Consider the following 17,537-nt stretch of genomic DNA (forward strand, 5'->3'; position numbering starts at 1 on the left):
TCTCGGCTTCCGATGCCCCGACGCAGTACGATGACCCTCACTGTGGACGATCCTCCGAACGCTTCCTCGCCTCACTCATCCGCCGCTCACTCGGTGAGCAGCACTCCCTCGCGCCCTGCGGGAGGTGAAGAATGAGCCCGATCGACGTCGTCATGCTGATCGGCGGCATCCTGCTGACGCTCGGCACGGGTGTGTTCGTCGCGTCCGAGTTCGCCCTCGTGAACCTCGACCGCGCCGAGGTCGAGGCACGTCGGGACCGCGGCGAGTCGGGCCTCGGGCCGGTCATCGGCGCGCTCAAGGTCACCTCGACGCACCTGTCGAGCGCGCAGCTCGGCATCACGCTGACCACCCTGCTGACCGGCTACCTGCTCGAGCCCTCGATCGCGACCCTGCTCGAGGCGCCGTTCCTCGCACTCGACCTGCCCGAGGCGATCGTCGAGACCGTCGGGTCGATCGTCGCCCTGGTGATCGCGACCCTGCTGTCGATGATCCTCGGCGAGCTCGTCCCGAAGAACTTCGCCCTCGCCCTGCCGTTGCAGACCGCGAAGCTCGTCGTGCCCCTGCAGGTCGCGTTCACGACCGTGTTCAAGCCCGCGGTCGCCGTGCTCAACGGCACCGCGAACGCCGTGCTCCGGTCGATGGGCATCGAACCGCAGGAGGAGCTGTCGGGTGCGCGGAGCGCCGAGGAACTCAGCTCGCTCCTCCGCCGGTCCGCGTCCGAGGGCTCGCTCGAACAGGACACCGCGACGCTCCTGCAGCGGACCATCGCGTTCTCCGAGCTCAGCGCGAGCGACGTGATGACCCCGCGCCCCCGCCTGTCCACGATCCGGGTGTCGGAGTCCGCCGAGGACGTCATCGCCCTGGCCCGTCGCACCGGCTTCAGCCGCTTCCCCGTCATCGAGGAGGACGCGGACGACGTCGTCGGGCTCGTGCACGTCAAGCAGGCCGTCGCCGTGCCGCGCGAGAAGCGCGCCGAGGTGCCCGTCGGCGCACTCATGACCGAGGCCGAGCGCGTCCCGGAGACCATGCCCGGCGACACCCTGCTCGCCGAGGTCCGGAGCCGCGGTTACCAGATGGTGATCGTCGTCGACGAGTACGGCGGCACCGCCGGGGTCGTCACGCTCGAGGACCTCGTCGAGGAGATCGTCGGCGAGGTGTCCGACGAGCACGACCGCGCCCGCATCGACGTCGTCCGCTCCCGCGGGTGGCTGACCTTCCCGGGGCTCCTCCGGCCGGACGAGCTCGAGGACCGCGCCGGCGTGCGCGTCCCCGAGGACGGTCCGTACGAGACCGTCGGCGGGTTCCTCATGTCGACGCTCGGCCGCCTGCCGGTCGTCGGTGACGAGGTCGCGATCGAGGACGGCGTCTTCCGCGTCGAACGCCTGGACGGCCGCCGCATCGACCGCATCCGCTGGACCCCGATCCACCCCGACCCGACGCCGACCGGCAGCACCGCGACCACGCAGCGCCCCGCCACCGGCATCATCATCCCGGCCACGAAGGAGGGCGCCCGATGAGCGCCGCAGCCCCGTTGAGCGACGCGGTGTCGAGCGGGGTCGTCCTGGCCGCCGGCGAGTCCGCCTCGAGCAGTTCCGACTGGTGGGGCATCTTCTGGCTCGTCGTGCTGCTGCTCGGCAACGCCTACTTCGTCGCCGCCGAGTTCGCCGTCATCTCCGCGCGGCGGTCGCAGATCGAACCACGCGCCGAGGCCGGCTCGAAGGCCGCGCAGATGACCCTCTGGGCGATGGAGCACGCGACCCGCATGCTCGCCACCACCCAGCTCGGCATCACGGTCTGCTCGTTGCTCATCCTCAACGTGTCCGAGCCCGCGATCCACCACCTGCTCGAGGTCCCGCTCGGCTTGACCGGGTGGAGCGTCGAGGTGATCGGCATCGTCGCGTTCGTGTTCACGCTCCTGCTCGTCTCGTTCCTGCACGTGGTGTTCGGTGAGATGGTGCCGAAGAACATCTCGTTCTCGATGCCCGACCGCGCCGCCCTCGTGCTCGTCCCGACGCTCTGGTACATCGGGCACGCCCTGCACTGGGTCGTCGTCGGCCTGAACGAGGTCGCGAACGGCGTGCTGCGCCTGTTCAAGGTCGAGCCGAAGGACGAGGCCGTGAGCGCCTTCACGGTGGAAGAGGTCCAGACCATCGTGGAGCAGTCCCGCCGCGAGGGCACGCTCACCGACGACGGCAAGCTCGCGATGGCGTTCGAGTTCACCGAGAAGAAGGTCAAGGACGTCGCGGTGCCGATGTCCGAACTCGTCACGCTCCCCGACGACGCCACCCCGGCTGACGTCGAGCGCTCCGTGGCGCAGCGCGGCTTCTCCCGCTACGTGCTCGTCGGCGACGACGGCGACCCGACGGGCTACGTGCACGTCAAGGACGTCATCGACCTGCGCCCGGACGAGTTCGACGACCCGGTGCCGCCGAAGCGCATCCGGCAGCTCATCTCGCTGTACACGGAGATGGACCTCGAGGACGCCCTCGCGACCATGCGGGCCGCCGGGCGGCACGTGGCGCGCGCGTTCGACGCGGACGGGCGGACGCTCGGCGTGCTGTTCCTCGAGGACATCCTCGAGGAGCTGGTCGGCGAGGTCCAGGACGCCACCCGACGTCGCTGACCCGACGGCACTGACTAGACGTCGGTCGGTCCGAGCCACGAACGGACGGGAGGCACGGTGCCAGCTGGCACCGTGCCTCCCGTCCGTGTGGGGTCGCGTCGCGCGACCCGGCGCTACCAGCTGACGGGCAGGGGCTTGCCCTCCTCGTAGCCCGCAGCGGACTGGATCCCGACCAGGGCCCGCTCGGAGAACTCGGCGAGGGACGACGCCCCCGCGTACGTCGCCGAGCTGCGGATGCCCGTGGTGATCATGTCGAGCAGGTCCTCGACGCTCGGGCGCTCGGGGTCGAGGTAGATCGTCGACGACGAGATGCCCTCGGCGAAGAGTGCCTTGCGTGCGCGCTCGTACGGGTCGAGCCGCTCGAAGCGCTCCCGCACGGCCTTCGCCGACGCCATGCCCCAGCTCTCCTTGTACGCCTTGCCCGCGGCGTCGCGGCGCAGCACGCCCGGTGCCTCGAGCGTGCCGGCGAACCACGAGCCGATCATGACGGCCGAGGCCCCGGCGGCCAGCGCCAGTGCCACGTCCCGCGGGTAGCGGACGCCGCCGTCGGCCCAGACGTGCGCGCCGAGCGAGCGCGCGGCCGCGGCGGTCTCGAGCACGGCGGAGAACTGCGGTCGGCCGACGGCGGTCATCATGCGCGTGGTGCACATCGCGCCGGGTCCGACGCCGACCTTGATGATGCTCGCGCCGGCGTCGACGAGGTGGGCCACGGCGTCCGCGGTGACGACGTTGCCGGCGACGATCGGCAGGCCGAGGCCGAGCGAGGAGACCGTCCGGAGCGCGCGGAGCATGCCCTCCTGGTGTCCGTGCGCGGTGTCGAGGACGAGCACGTCGACGCCGGCGGCCGCGAGGGCCTTCGCCTTGGCGGCGACGTCGCCGTTGATGCCGACCGCGGCGGCGACCCGGAGACGGCCGTCGCCGTCCACCGCGGGCGTGTAGATGTCGGAGCGGATCGCGCTCGTCCGGCTGGTCGTGCCGACGACTCGGCCGTGCCGGACGACCGGGGCGAAGTCGACCTCGGCGGCGGACAGCACGTCGTACACGTGGCGGGGCGAACCGGCGTCGTCGGCGTCGATCGCGGTGGAGGCCCCGTGCAGCAGGTCGCCGAGCGTGGCGTCCGGCCCCGCGGTGCCGAGACGACCGGCGGGCACGCAGCCGAGGTACTCCCCCGACGCGTCCCGCACGACGACCCCGCGGCCCGCGACCGGCAGGAGCTGCTCGAGGGCCTCGGCCACGGTCGTGTCGGCACCGAGGTCGTAGGGGGTGTCGAAGTCGACCGGCTGGTCCTTGACCCACCGGATCGCGGCGTCGAGGTCCTGCAGGTGCATGTCCTGCGGCAGCACCCCGAGCCCACCGCGCCGGGCGAGCGTGGCGGCCAGCCGGGGGCCGGTCACCGAGTTCATGTTCGCGCTGACGATCGGGATGGTCGCGCCCGTGCCGTCGTTCGTCGAGAGGTCCACGTCGAAGCGGCTCGTCACGCCGGAACGGCTCGGGACGAGGAAGACGTCGGAGTAGGTCAGGTCGTGGGTCGGCCGCGTCTCGTAGAACCTCATGGAGTCCACTGTACGGCTCCGCAGGGGCGCGGGATCCCCGGTCCGACGGGCGTCCGCGGCCCCGACACGCGCGGGGTGCCGGGAGGCGCGACCCACCCCCGCCTCGCACCGGACGGTCATGACGGAACGGCTAGGCTGGCGGGCAGTGCGGAGCAGGGTTGCCCCGCACGACACACACGAGCATCTATCGACGGAGAGTGGGCGATCGGCTGTGTCGAGCCATCTGACGGGTACGGACGAGACCGCGGGCGAATTCGGGGCGAACGAATGGCTCGTCGACGAGCTGTACGAGCAGTTCGTCGCCGACAAGGAGTCGGTGGACAAGTCCTGGTGGCCCGTCCTCGAGAGCTACCACCGGTCGCAGGGCGCCGCAGCCGGCGGGAACTCCCCGGCACCTGCGCAGCAGCAGGCGGTCCCGCAGCCCGAGACGGCCGCGCAGCCCCGGTCCGCCGCGCAGCCCGCGGCTGCGGCGCAGCAGCCAGGCGGCCCGATCCAGGCGAAGACCACGTCGAAGCAGCCGTCGCCGCAGCCGATCCCGGCCGAGGCGAACGACGCCGCCGACGACCACGACGAGACCCACGAGGACGTCGCCACCCCGCTCCGCGGCATGGCGAAGACCCTCGCGTCGAACATGGACGCCTCGCTCACCGTCCCGACCGCCACGAGCGTGCGGACGATCCCGGCGAAGCTCATGATCGACAACCGGATCGTGATCAACAACCACCTGCGCCGGGCGCGCGGCGGCAAGATCTCCTTCACGCACCTGATCGGCTGGGCGATGGTCCAGGCACTGAAGGACTTCCCGAGTCAGAACGTCTTCTACGAGGAGCGCGACGGCAAGCCCTTCGTCGTCGAGCCCGCGCACGTCGGCCTGGGCATCGCGATCGACGTCCCGAAGAAGGACGGCACGCGCTCGCTCCTCGTCCCGAGCATCAAGCGCGCCGAGACGCTGACGTTCGGCCAGTTCCTCTCCGCCTACGAGGACCTCGTCAAGCGCGCGCGTGACAACAAGCTCACCCCGGCCGACTTCCAGGGCACGACGATCTCGCTGACGAACCCGGGCGGCATCGGCACGGTCCACTCGGTCCCCCGCCTCACGAAGGGCCAGGGATCGATCATCGGCGCCGGCGCGCTCGAGTACCCGGCGCAGTTCCAGGGCTCCGCGACGAAGACGCTCGTCGAGCTCGGCGTCGGCAAGACCATCACGCTGACGAGCACCTACGACCACCGCGTCATCCAGGGCGCCGGGTCGGGCGAGTACCTGAAGAAGGTGCACGAGCGGCTCATCGGCGAGCACGGCTTCTACGAGGGCATCTTCGCCGCGCTCCGGATCCCCTACAAGCCGATCCAGTGGGCGAACGACATCAACGTCGACCTGGCGCACCGGGTCAACAAGACCTCGCGCGTGCAGGAGCTCATCAACAGCTACCGCGTCCGCGGGCACCTGATGGCGGACATCGACCCGCTCGAGTACCGGCAGCGCACGCACCCGGACCTCGAGATCGAGAACCACGGGCTGACGTTCTGGGACCTCGACCGCGAGTTCGTCACGGGCGGTCTCGCCGGCACCACGAACGCGCCGCTCCGCGACGTGCTCGGGATCCTCCGCGACGCCTACTGCCGCACGGTCGGCATCGAGTACATGCACATCCAGGACCCGGAGCAGCGCCGCTGGGTGCAGGCCCACATCGAGGTCCCGTACTCGAAGCCGTCGAAGGACGAGCAGCTCCGCGTCCTCGGCAAGCTCAACGAGGCCGAGGCCTTCGAGACCTTCCTGCAGACGAAGTACGTCGGCCAGAAGCGCTTCTCGCTCGAGGGGGGCGAGTCCACCATCGCCTTCCTCGACACGCTCATCCAGCACGCCGCCACCTCCGGCCTGTCCGAGGTCGCGATCGGCATGGCCCACCGCGGCCGCCTGAACGTGCTGACGAACATCGCCGGCAAGACCTACGGTCAGATCTTCCGGGAGTTCGAGGGCTCGTCGCTGCCCGGCGCCGTCTCCGGGCAGGGCTCCGGCGACGTGAAGTACCACGTCGGCACCGAGGGCGTGTTCCGCGCGTCGGACGGCTCGTCGATCCCCGTGACGATCGCGGCGAACCCGTCGCACCTCGAGGCCGTCGACGGCGTGCTCGAGGGCATCGTCCGCGCGAAGCAGGACCGCACGCCCCCGGGTACCTTCGGCGTGCTGCCGGTGCTCGTGCACGGCGACGCGGCCATGGCCGGCCAGGGCGTCGTGGTCGAGACGCTGCAGATGTCGCAGCTCCGCGGCTACCGCACCGGCGGCACCGTCCACCTGGTGATCAACAACCAGGTCGGGTTCACCACCCCGCCGGAGTCCGCCCGCACGTCGGTCTACTCGACCGACGTCGCGAAGACGATCCAGGCGCCGATCTTCCACGTGAACGGCGACGACCCCGAGGCCGTGGCCCGCGTCGCGGAGCTGGCCTTCGCCTACCGCGAGGAGTTCCACCGCGACGTCGTGATCGACCTGGTCTGCTACCGCCGCCGCGGCCACAACGAGGGCGACGACCCCTCGATGACGCAGCCGATGATGTACAACCTCATCGAGGCGAAGCGCTCCGTCCGCACGCTGTACACCGAGGCGCTCGTCGGCCGCGGCGACATCACCCAGCAGGAGTACGACGAGGCGCACCGCGACTTCCAGGACCGCCTGGAGCGCGCCTTCGCCGAGACGCACGAGGCGCAGACCGGCACGATGCCGGTGGTCACGGGCGACGACGCCGGTGCGGTGGACGGCCTCGAGCGGCCGACCGCACAGCGCGACGACTCCGAGGTGGACGTGCACGAGACCGCGATCTCGGAGGACCTCGTCCGGGCGATCGGCGACGCGCACAGCAATCCGCCCGCCGGGTTCCAGGTGCACCCGAAGCTCCAGCAGCTCCTCACCAAGCGCACCGAGATGACCCGCTCCGGCGGCATCGACTGGGCGATGGCCGAGCTCATGGCGATCGGGTCCGTCCTCGTCGAGGGCAAGCCCGTCCGACTCGTCGGCCAGGACGCCCGCCGCGGCACGTTCGTCCAGCGCCAGGCGGTCTTCCACGACCGGTCGAACGGCCAGGAGTGGCTGCCGCTCGCGAACGTCAGCGAGGACCAGGCGCGCTTCATGATCTACGACTCGCTGCTCAGCGAGTACGCGGCGATGGCGTTCGAGTACGGGTACTCGGTCGAGCGTCCCGAGGCGCTCGTGCTCTGGGAGGCCCAGTTCGGCGACTTCGCCAACGGCGCCCAGACCGTGATCGACGAGTTCATCTCGTCGGCCGAGCAGAAGTGGGGGCAGCGCTCCGGCCTCGTCCTGCTGCTGCCGCACGGCTACGAGGGCCAGGGGCCGGACCACTCCTCGGCACGTATCGAGCGGTACCTGCAGCTCTGCGCCGAGGAGAACATGATCGTCGCGCGTCCGTCGACGCCGGCGTCGTGGTTCCACCTGCTCCGTCGTCAGGCGTGGGAGCGCCCGCAGAAGCCGCTCGTCGTGTTCACGCCGAAGGCGATGCTCCGGCTCCGCCAGGCGACGAGTCCGGTCGAGGCGTTCACGAGCGGCACGTTCCACGCGGTCCTGGACGACGACCGTGTGGCCGACAAGGGTGCCGTGCGCCGCGTCGTGCTGCACTCCGGCAAGGTCCACCACGACCTGCGCGCCGAGCTCGAGAAGCAGGGCCGTTCCGATGTCGCCCTGGTCCGGCTCGAGCAGCTCGCGCCGCTCCCCCTCGACGACCTGCTCGCGGTCCTCGCGGGCTACCCGGACGCCGAGGTCGTGTGGGCCCAGGAGGAGCCCGAGAACCAGGGTGCCTGGCCGTTCGTCTGCATGGGGCTCTCGCCGCACCTCGACGGTCGGCCGCTCTCGGTCGCGGCTCGTCCGGCCAGCGCCGCCCCGGCGACCGGTTCGTCGAAGCGCTCCGCGCAGGAGGCCTCGGACGTGATCCGCCGGGCCCTCGGCTCGGCGCAGCACTGACACCGCACCACACCACGAAGCGAGCACGGCCCGCCCCGGACCTCCGGGGCGGGCCGTGCTCGTCTCGGCCTCGGGGCTACCGAAGCTTCGTGTACCGAACCCCGGCCTCGTGGTACCCGCGCTTCTGGTAGAAGCGGTGCGCACTGTCCGTCGCCGCCGCGGACACGGCGCTCAGGCGCCGTGCGCCCTGCTCACGCGCCCACGTCTCGAAGGTGTCGATGAGCGCGGAACCCGTGCCGTGCCTCCTGGCCGCGGGGTCGACCACCAGCAGCAGGAGCTGCGCCGTCGGCTCGTCGCTCGCGTAGGACCACGTGACCTGCGCACCCGCCACCGCGACCGCGCGGCCGTCGTCGCCGCGGACGAGCCACGTGCGGTGCCCCGCTGCGGGCGTGAGCCGCTCGAGCCGCGCGCGCATCTCGGGCTCGTCGACGACGTGCCCGAGCAGGCGGACGAGGGCGGTGACGTCGGCGACGTCCGCGTCGGACCAGGTGGTGATCGACTCGGCGGTGAGGGTCATGGGCCGACCCTACCGAGCACCGGCGACGTGTGACGACACGCCGCCGCGACGCTCAGTGGCTCGCCTGCTCCACCCGGATGCGCGCGAGGATCTCGGTCCGGAGCTGGTCGGGAGCCGTCTCCTTGCAGGCGCGCTTGACGGTCTCCATGAGGACGACGCCGACGCGGTGCTCGCTCGTGCAGTCCTCGCAGGACTCCATGTGCTCGCGGATGTCCGCGGCGTCCTCGCGGCAGAGCTCGTCGTGCAGGAACTCCTCGAGCTCGGCCTTCGCCTTCGAGCAGTCGCAGCCGCTCATCGTGCGTCCTTCCCGTCGGAGCGACCAGTGGTCGCCGGTGTCTTCCGGCCGCGTCCGCGCATCGTCGCCGTCGACGCTGCGTCCGGGACGATGCCGGTCTCGCGTGCGTGGTCCGCCAGGAGCCCGCGGAGGAGCCGGCGGCCACGGTGGAGACGGCTCATGACCGTCCCCACGGGGGTCTTCATGATGTCGGCGATCTCCTGGTAGGAGAAGCCCTCGACGTCAGCGAAGTACACGGCCATCCGGAAGTCCTCGGGGATCGACTGCAGCGCGTCCTTCACGGCGGAGGACGGCAGGTGGTCGATCGCGTCGGCCTCGGCGGAGCGGGCGGACACCGACTGGGTGACGCTCTCCGCGCCGCCGAGCTGCCAGTCCTCGAGCTCGTCGATGGTGCCCTGGTACGGGTTCCGCTGGTTCTTGCGGTACGTGTTGATGAACGTGTTCGTCAGGATCCGGTACAGCCAGGCCTTCAGGTTCGTACCCTGGCGGAACTGCCGGAACGCGGCGTACGCCTTGACGAAGGTCTCCTGCACCAGGTCCGAGGCATCGGCGGGGTTGCGAGTCATCCGCATCGCGGCACCGTAGAGCTGGTCCATGAAGGGCAGCGCCTGGGTCTCGAACAGCGACCGCAGCTCGGACTCCGACACGGTCTTCTCGTCGGCGGGCTCGGCCAGTTCCTCGGCCGCTTCGGAGACCGCGTCGAGCTGCTCCTCGGTCTCCTCGACCAGGTCGTGCGGTGCTGCCTGCGGCTCGTCGGTGGTCATCGCGTCCCAGTCTAGGCGGACGGTCCCGACCTGCCCGGCGGCCACGAGCGTGCCCGCCGCCCCGCGCGAGCCGGGCACGACCGCGTCGTCGAGCGTCGTGACCGTGTCCCGCAACCGTGTCGACGGTCGCGCCAGTGTTGCTGTCGCCAATGGTCCTCCCGGTGCGTTCAGTACCCTGGTGAACCGATGGCCGACACGACGCATTCCCAGCAGCCCGATCCGTGGATCGCCCCGCGCGCACGCGGGCCCCTGCACGGGGACGTCGCGCTCCCCGGCTCGAAGTCCCTGACGAACCGGGAGCTCGTGCTCGCCGCCCTCGCGGACGGCCCGTCGACCATCCGGCTCCCCCTGCACTCCCGCGACTCCGCACTCATGGTCGCGGGGCTCCGGCAGCTCGGCGTCGGCATCGAGGAACTCGAGCCGGCGCCCGGCACCGACGCGAACCCGTACGGCCCCGACCTCCGGATCACCCCGGCCCCGATGCGCGGCGGCGTCCGGGTCGACTGCGGGCTCGCCGGCACCGTGATGCGCTTCCTGCCGCCGCTCGCCGCCCTCGCCGCCGGGTCGGTCACGATCGACGGCGACCCCTACGCCCGGAAGCGGCCGATGGGGGCGATCATCCGCGCGCTCGTCGACCTCGGCGTGGACGTCACCGACGACGGCGACGGCGCGATGCCCTTCACGTTCACCGGGACCGGCTCGGTCCGGGGCGGGGCGCTCACCATCGACGCGAGCGCGTCCTCGCAGTTCGTCTCCGGCCTGCTCCTCTCCGCGCCGCGCTTCGAGGAGGGCCTGCACCTCACGCACGTCGGCGACCGACTCCCGAGCCTGCCGCACATCGACATGACCGTCGCCGCGCTCCGCGCCCGCGGCGTCCGCGTCGACCAACCGGCCGTCGGCGAGTGGGTCGTGCACCCCGGCCCGATCGCCGCGCGCGACGTCACGATCGAGCCCGACCTGTCGAACGCCGCGCCGTTCGCCGTCGCCGCCCTCGTGGCCGGCGGCACGGTGCGGATCCGCACGTGGCCCACCGCGACGACGCAGGTCGGTGCCGACCTCGAGACGCTGCTGCCGCGCTGGGGCGCGACCGTGACGCGCGACGGCGACGATCTGCTCGTCGACGGCGGCGTCGGGGTCCTGGGCGGCGCCTCCTTGCCGGGGGTGGACCTGGACCTGACCCGCGGTGGCGAGCTCGCCCCCGCGCTCGTCGCGCTGGCCGCGCTGGCGGACGCACCGAGCGAGATCACCGGGATCGGTCACCTGCGCGGGCACGAGACGGACCGGCTCGCCGCGCTCGCGGGGGACGTGAACCGGTCGGGAGGCACGGTGCAGGAACTCGACGACGGCCTGCGGATCGCGCCGGCGCGGCTCCACGGCGGCCCGTGGGCCGCGTACGACGACCACCGGATGGCCACCGCCGGGGCGATCGTGGGACTCGTCGTCGACGGCGTCGCCGTCGACGACATCGGCTGCACCGCGAAGACGCTGCCCCAGTTCCCCGAGCTCTGGGCGGCCCTCGTGGCGACCGGCGCCTCCGCCGCCTCCGCCGACCGCGACGGGGCGTGACGGGCATGAGCTGGTGGGACGACGTCGACGGCGACGACACGGACGACGACGAGCCGTACGGGCAGTACGAGTCGAAGGTCCGGATCCGGCCGAACCCGAAGGGCAACCGGCCGCGCACGAAGACCCGGCCGACGTACGACGACGCGACCCGCGGCTGGGTCACGAACGTCGACCGCGGCCGCTTCGGCGTGCTCGTCGACGACGCCGTGATCACCGCGACGAAGGCCCGCGAGCTCGGCAAGAAGTCCGTCGTGACCGGCGACCGCGTCTCGCTCGTGGGAGACGTGTCCGGCGAGCCGGGGTCCCTCGCCCGCATCGTCAAGGTCGACGAGCGCACGACGCTGCTCCGCCGGAGCGCCGACGACACCGACGAGGTCGAGCGCGTCATCGTCGCGAACGCCGACCAGATGCTCGTCGTCGTGGCGGCGGCCGACCCGGAGCCCCGGCCCCGGCTGATCGACCGGTACCTCGTGGCCGCGTTCGACGCCGGCCTCGACCCGGTGCTCTGCGTCACCAAGACCGACCTCGCCGACCCGGCACCGTTCCTCGCGCACTTCGCCTGCCTGGACCTGCGGATCGTCACGAGCCGCTCGGACGACGTGCCGTTCGAGGCCCTGCACGAGGTCCTGGACGGGCGCGTGACGGTCACCGTCGGGCACTCGGGCGTCGGCAAGTCGACGCTCGTCAACGCGATCACGGGGTCCACCCGCGCGACGGGCGTCGTGAACGCGGTCACCGGCCGTGGGCGGCACACCTCGTCGTCGTCGATCGCCCTGCGCGTGCGCGACGGCGGTTGGATCATCGACACCCCCGGCGTCCGGTCGTTCGGCCTGGGGCACGTCGAGCCCGCGAACGTCTTCCGGGCCTTCGCGTCGCACGCCGTCCCGGTCCGCGAGCCCGCCGACGGCATCCCGCTCGACCAGGCGCACGACTGGGAGATCGTCGACCGGGTGCAGGACGGCGAGCTCGGGCCGACCGGTGTCGAGCGCCTCGACTCGTTCCGGGCACTCCTGACCGGCATGGGCGCGGACGACCCCGGCGCGGACTGACCCGGGCGGCACGGGTGTACAGTCGTCCCTCGTGTCAGAAGTTGCAAAGTACAACTTGGTGGTCACCCCGAACCCCGAGCCTCGTCCGTCGCACCACCACGCCGACCACGCCGCGCCGCGTCCCCCGCGCCGCCCGTCCGGTCCGTCTGTCCTGCGCCCCGAGCACCTCGGGCGGACGCTGCGCGGCTTCGGGTCGCACATCCTCGTGCCCCTCTTCCTCGCGGTCGGCATGACCCTCGCCTACCTCGGTGCCTTCCACGCACCGACGCCGCACGAGCTCCCGGTCGGTGTCGTCGGTCAGGGCGCCGCGGCGCAGGTCTTCGCCCAGACCGTCACGGACGGCTCCGACGGCAAGCTCGTCGCCCACGTCGTGGCCTCGCCCGCTGCCGCCGAACAGCAGGTCCGGGACCGCGAGCTCGCCGCCGTGTACGCGCCGACGACGGACGCGGCGACGCTGTACGTCTCGTCCGCCGCGAGCGAGACGACCGCGTCCGCCGCCCAGAAGGTCTTCCTGCCGATCGCCTACGAGCAGCACCTGCCCTTCACGGTGCAGGACGTCGTCCCGACCGGACCGGAGGACCCCACCGGCCAGGGCCTGTTCTTCCTGCTCGTCGGCCTGAGCGTCGGCGGGTACGCCTCGGCCATCGCCGTGGCCGCGGTCGCCACGCGCCTCCGGGCGTTCTGGACCGTCGTGGTGGGTGCCGCGACCGCCGCGGTGGTCGCCGGCATCGGCACGATCGTGGCCGGCCCGGTCTACGGCGTCGTGCCGGACCACCGCTGGCAGGTGTTCCTCTTCGCCTGGCTGTACGACGCGATCGTCATCGCCCTCGGGGTCGGCCTGCACCCGCTGCTCGGCCGGTGGACGACGCCGATCCTCACGATGCTCTTCGTGATGCTCAACTTCACGAGCTCCGGCGGGATCTTCCAGCCGACGTTCCAGCCCGGGTTCTTCGCGGCCCTGAACACGTTCTGGAGTGGCGCAGCGTGGCTGCAGGCCGCCCAGGACCTCGTGTACTTCCCGGGGTCCTCGCTCGGCCGCCCCGCGCTCGTGCTGGCGCTCTGGCTCGCCGTCGCGGTGCTGCTGGGCGTCGTCGTGCACGGCCTCGCCGCGCGTCGGAGCCGCCTCGCCCGGGAGCGCGCGGTCTCGCAGTACGAAGAGGAGTCGGTCGTCGCGGCGTAGCGCGGTCCGCCCTGCACGACCCGACCGCCGGTACGCTGACGCCGTGGACCTCAGCGCCGACCTGGACTTCGCCCGCTCCCTCGCCGACACCGCCGACGCGATCAGCCTCGAGCGCTTCCGCGCCGCGGACCTGCACGTGTCGAAGAAAGCCGACAGCACGCACGTGACCGACGCCGACCAGGCGGTCGAGCGCGCCCTGCGGGACCGGCTCGCCGCCGAGCGGCCGGACGACGCGTTCCTCGGCGAGGAGACCACCGCGGACACCGGCGCCGAGGCCACGAGCGAGGGACACCGGCAGTGGGTCGTCGATCCGATCGACGGCACCGCGAACTACCTGCGGGGCGTCCCGGTGTGGGCGACCCTCATCTCCCTGGCCGTCGACGGCCGTCCGGTGCTCGGCGTGGTCAGCGCGCCCGCGCTCGGGAAACGCTGGTGGGCCGCCGAGGGGCTCGGCGCGCACTCCACCGACGGCCCGCTCCGGGTCTCCGGCGTCGCGGAGCTCGCCGACGCGAGCATCAGCTACAACAGCATCCAGCAGTGGGACGACGACGACCGGCTCGACGCCCTCGTCGCGCTCTCCCGGAGCGTGTGGCGCACCCGCGCGTACGGCGACATGTGGTCGTACATGCTCGTGGCCGAGGGCGTGCTCGACGTCGCCGGCGAGCCCGACCTCAAGCCGTGGGACATGGCCGCCCTCGTGCCGATCGTCGAGGAGGCCGGCGGGCGCTTCACCTCGCTCGACGGCGACCCCGGCCCCTGGCACGGCAGTGCGCTCGCGACGAACGGGCTCGTGCACGACGCCGTCGTCGAGGTCGTCCGCCGCGCCTGAGACGGCGCTGATCCGGCACTGACCCCGTCGACCGCGGACGTACCCCTCCACCGGGGCACGTCCGAGGGCGCGGCCCGGAGCGGAAGGGAACGGTCCCGACGCACCACCACGGCCTGTACCCCAGGCCGACGCCTCCCCCGGTGCGCCGCGCTGGACGCCCCGCCGGGCGACCCCCCGGACTGGGGACAACGCGATCGGACAACTCGTCGCCGCGGCCCTCGAAGTGGTGCCGGACCTGGGTTACTGTGACGGCAGCGTCAGGTCGGAGAACGCCTCGGATTCCCTAGGTCCGAAAGCGGTGTCGGACCCGTCGTTTCTCGTCCAGAAACCCTAACCCGAGGGGTGGTACAGACGATGTCTTCATCGTTCCTGCGCGGAACCGAGTGCACCCTCACTCGTCGTCCGCATCTCGTTCCCGTCCGATTCGGCGCGCGCACCCTCGCCGCCGCGACACCCGGGGGCCGGTGAGTCATGGCACTCACCGGTCGCCGTCTCGAGGTCGACCGGATCGCGACCCTCGCAGCACTCCCTCGTGAGTGCGCGATGGTCGTCGTCGGCGACCCTGGTTCCGGACGCAGCAGCGTCCTCGACGCGGTCGCGAACCGCGTCGCCCTCCCCGTCGTGCGCGTCGGTGTCAACGGGACCGAGTCCCGCTGGCCGCTCGCCGGCGTGACCTCCCTGTTCACCGCGCTCGACGACCCCCGTGCGTCGGCCCACATCGCCCTGCTCCTGGAGTCCGACGCCCCGGGCTCCGGCTCGGGCGGACTCGCTGCGGCGCACGACTTCCTCGAGGCCGTGCAGACGCTGACCCTGCCGCCGACGGTCGTCCTCATCGACGACCTCGACCGGATGGACGCGGAGAGCCAGGAGCTCATCGCGTTCCTCGCCGGTCGGCTGGCCGGCACGGCCCTGCGCCTGGTCGCCACGGTCCGCTCGGTCCCGTCGGACGGGCCGCTCGCGTCCCTGCCGACGCTGCGGCTCGAACCGCTGACCGCCGACGAAGCACTGGTCGCGGCGCGCTCGATGGCGCCCGCGGACGCGAACGAGGGCGTCCTCGCCGTGCTCGCCCAGGAGACCGGGGGCAACCCCGGCGCCCTCCGCGAGCAGGTCGACGCCCTCAGCCCGGAGCAGCGGACCGGCACCGAGCCGCTCCTGCTCCCCCTGCGTCCGACGGCGACCGGCGAGGCGATCGCCGACCGTTCCCTCGAGCACGAGAGCGAGGGAGGACGCGATCTGGACGTCCTCGCCCGCCTCGCGCTCGCCCCCGTCGCACGCACGGCGGCGTGGGACCGGGACACCGTCGACGACCTGGCCGACGCCGGGCTCGTCGCGGTGCGCGGCCAGAGCGTCACCGTCCGCGACCCGCTCGTGCGATCGGTGCTCTGGTGGCGGATGTCCGCTCGACAGCGGCGCGCCGGGCACACCGAGCTCGCCGGCGTGGTCGCGGAGTCCGACCCCCGTGCGGCGGCCTGGCACCGCAGCTTCGTCGACGACGTCCCGGACGTGGTCGGTCTGCTGACCGCGGCCGCGGGCTACGTGGCGGACGGCGTGCCGAACGCCGCAGTGGCCCTCGCCGAGCGCGCCCTGCACGTCGGCTCCGGCTGCGAGGACGAGCGCGCGGCGCTCCTGGGCGTCGCCGAGGCGATGCTCGCGAACCGCATGCTCGGGCTCGCCGCACGGTACCTGGCCGCGATCCGGCCGTTCCGCCGGACCGCCGACGAGGTCCGCCGCCTGCGGCTGCTGTACTCCGTGCAGTACCTGCGCGGCGAGGTCGTGCACGCGGACGAGCTGCACGTGCCCGTCGCCCCGGACGCACCCGAAGCGCCCGCGGCGGCAGGACTCCTCGCGACCGTCGCGAGCTTCCGCGCCGAGTCCTGGGACCTCGAGCAGGCCCGCGACCTGCTCGCCCGGGTCGAGGCGCTCCGCCCGGCGGTCGACGCGCACACCGCGGAGATCGCCACCGCGGTGTCGCACCTCGTCGACGCGATCGACGGCACGCTCGCGCCGGACAGCGAGCTCTACGACGGCCTCGCGACGTCGCAGCTGCTCGCACTGTCCGACCCCGCGCTGCTCCTCGTCGCGCACGCCCTGAGCCTCGGCGAGCGCCACCGCAGCGCCCGCCGGGTGTTCGCCCTGGCGATGGCCCGCAGCCAGGAGACCCAGGCGGTCTGGACCGAGGCCGCCCGCTACCTGTCCGCCGAGAACGAGCTGCGTTCCGGCAACTACCGGCAGGCGCTCCGGGCGATCGACGTCTGGGACGCCGCGGCCGGTGCGGACCGGCGTCCGCCGGAGGCCTCCCGGGCGCTCGCGATCGCGTACCGGCACTTCGCCGAGGGGCGCTCCCACGAGGCCCTCGAGGTGCTCGACCGGTGCCTCGCGCAGCGGTCGACGAACCAGCTGTGGGCCACGACGGCGAAGCTGCACGCGCTCCGTGGGCGGGTGCTCCTGCTGGACGGCCGGGTCGAGGAGGCCGTGGTCGCCCTCGAGGCCGCGGACGCCGTGGGCCGCTCGATGCGGAACCCGACGATGCTCCGGCACCTCGGCGACCTCGTCGAGGGCTACGTCCGGGCCGGTCGGACGGACGACGCACGCACCGTGACGGCACGGCTCGCGGCGGACCACCACGCCCGGCCGTCGCGGTGGGGTGCCCTGGTGCTCGCCAGGAGCCTGGCGCTCGTCGCGGACGACACGACCCGCGACGCCGCGCGGCGCCGTGCGCTGGAGCTGTTCCAGCCGCACGACTCGCAGTACGAGCGGGCCCGCACGTTCGCGGCGCTCGCCTGCGTCGGCACCGCGGCGGAGCGTCCGCGGCTCGGTGCCGCTGCGGCGGCGTCGTACGAGGCAGCCGGGCTCCGGCGGCCGCTCGTGACGCCGGTCGCGAGTGCGGCGATGCCGTCCTTCGCGGCCCCGTCGTCGGTGCGCTCCGTCCCGAGCGCGCAGGTGCCGGGATCCCCGCGGAGCGTGCCGGACGCGTCGGCGGTGCTCACGTCGCTGACGGCCGAGGAGCGCGCGGTCGTGCAGAAGGTGACGGAGGGGTACCGCAACCGCGAGATCGCCTCGTCGCTGTTCATGTCGCAGCGGACGGTCGAGCTGCGGCTCACGCAGATCTACCGCAAGGTCGGCGCGCGCTCGCGCTCGCACCTGGTGGCGCTGCTCACGTGACGGGTCGCGTCCGACACCGCGGTGACGTG

The 17,537-nt window shown here is 72.6% G+C and carries 12 protein-coding genes; 8 read left to right on the forward strand and 4 right to left on the reverse strand.

Annotation, left to right across the window (positions count from 1 at the left end):
• The first annotated feature begins 131 nt into the window (after positions 1–131).
• Both FB462_RS11175 and FB462_RS11180 read left to right on the forward strand, forming a co-directional pair.
• A complete protein-coding gene (locus FB462_RS11175; protein WP_114850049.1) occupies positions 132–1,517 on the forward strand; it encodes a hemolysin family protein in 1,386 nt (461 codons plus the stop codon).
• On the forward strand, positions 1,514–2,623 hold the full coding sequence (locus FB462_RS11180; RefSeq protein WP_229666814.1) for a hemolysin family protein: 1,110 nt from the start codon (positions 1,514–1,516) through the stop codon (positions 2,621–2,623). The genes FB462_RS11175 and FB462_RS11180 overlap by 4 nt, the downstream gene beginning before the upstream one ends.
• Positions 2,624–2,736: 113 nt before the next feature.
• On the opposite strand, the gene guaB1 is transcribed toward FB462_RS11180, so the two are convergent.
• Complete coding sequence (gene guaB1 / locus FB462_RS11185) at positions 2,737–4,176, reverse strand: GMP reductase (protein ID WP_114850050.1); 1,440 nt, start codon at positions 4,174–4,176, stop codon at positions 2,737–2,739.
• A gap of 211 nt (positions 4,177–4,387) precedes the next feature.
• On the opposite strand from guaB1, the gene FB462_RS11190 reads away from it, so the two are divergent.
• On the forward strand, positions 4,388–8,146 hold the full coding sequence (locus FB462_RS11190) for a multifunctional oxoglutarate decarboxylase/oxoglutarate dehydrogenase thiamine pyrophosphate-binding subunit/dihydrolipoyllysine-residue succinyltransferase subunit (RefSeq protein WP_188868847.1): 3,759 nt from the start codon (positions 4,388–4,390) through the stop codon (positions 8,144–8,146).
• A gap of 76 nt (positions 8,147–8,222) precedes the next feature.
• Here the strand turns inward: FB462_RS11190 and FB462_RS11195 are convergent, their stop codons facing one another.
• From FB462_RS11195 to FB462_RS11205, 3 genes are read right to left on the reverse strand one after another with little or no spacing between them, the layout of a single operon-like run.
• Positions 8,223–8,663 (reverse strand): GNAT family N-acetyltransferase, encoded by a 441-nt coding sequence (locus FB462_RS11195; RefSeq protein WP_141861943.1) that lies wholly within the window; start codon positions 8,661–8,663, stop codon positions 8,223–8,225.
• A gap of 52 nt (positions 8,664–8,715) precedes the next feature.
• The gene (locus tag FB462_RS11200; protein WP_058740684.1) at positions 8,716–8,958 is read right to left on the reverse strand and encodes a zf-HC2 domain-containing protein; all 243 of its coding nucleotides are present in this window, start codon (positions 8,956–8,958) and stop codon (positions 8,716–8,718) included.
• On the reverse strand, positions 8,955–9,722 hold the full coding sequence (locus FB462_RS11205; RefSeq protein ID WP_114850145.1) for a sigma-70 family RNA polymerase sigma factor: 768 nt from the start codon (positions 9,720–9,722) through the stop codon (positions 8,955–8,957). Before FB462_RS11205 ends, FB462_RS11200 begins: the two co-directional genes overlap by 4 nt.
• A 186-nt stretch (positions 9,723–9,908) precedes the next feature.
• Between FB462_RS11205 and aroA the strand changes: the two genes are divergently transcribed.
• From aroA to FB462_RS11230, 5 genes are all read left to right on the forward strand, one after another.
• Positions 9,909–11,288: a 3-phosphoshikimate 1-carboxyvinyltransferase gene (aroA, locus tag FB462_RS11210; protein ID WP_141861945.1), complete on the forward strand. Its 1,380-nt coding sequence runs from the start codon at positions 9,909–9,911 to the stop codon at positions 11,286–11,288.
• Positions 11,289–11,293: 5 nt separating this feature from the next.
• Positions 11,294–12,337 carry a ribosome small subunit-dependent GTPase A gene (rsgA, locus tag FB462_RS11215; protein WP_141861947.1) on the forward strand — a complete coding sequence of 348 codons (1,044 nt, stop codon included), beginning with the start codon at positions 11,294–11,296 and terminating at the stop codon, positions 12,335–12,337.
• 31 nt (positions 12,338–12,368) lie between these two features.
• Positions 12,369–13,517, forward strand: coding sequence for an ABC-2 transporter permease (locus tag FB462_RS11220; RefSeq protein WP_141861949.1), 1,149 nt, complete (start codon positions 12,369–12,371; stop codon positions 13,515–13,517).
• A 43-nt stretch (positions 13,518–13,560) separates the two neighbouring features.
• Entirely contained in the window at positions 13,561–14,346 is a 786-nt protein-coding gene (locus tag FB462_RS11225) for an inositol monophosphatase family protein (protein ID WP_141861951.1), read from the forward strand.
• A gap of 471 nt (positions 14,347–14,817) precedes the next feature.
• Positions 14,818–17,508 (forward strand): helix-turn-helix transcriptional regulator, encoded by a 2,691-nt coding sequence (locus FB462_RS11230; protein WP_141861953.1) that lies wholly within the window; start codon positions 14,818–14,820, stop codon positions 17,506–17,508.
• The last annotated feature ends 29 nt before the right edge of the window (positions 17,509–17,537 follow it).

Source organism: Curtobacterium citreum (assembly GCF_006715175.1).
GTDB classification, from domain to species: domain Bacteria; phylum Actinomycetota; class Actinomycetes; order Actinomycetales; family Microbacteriaceae; genus Curtobacterium; species Curtobacterium citreum.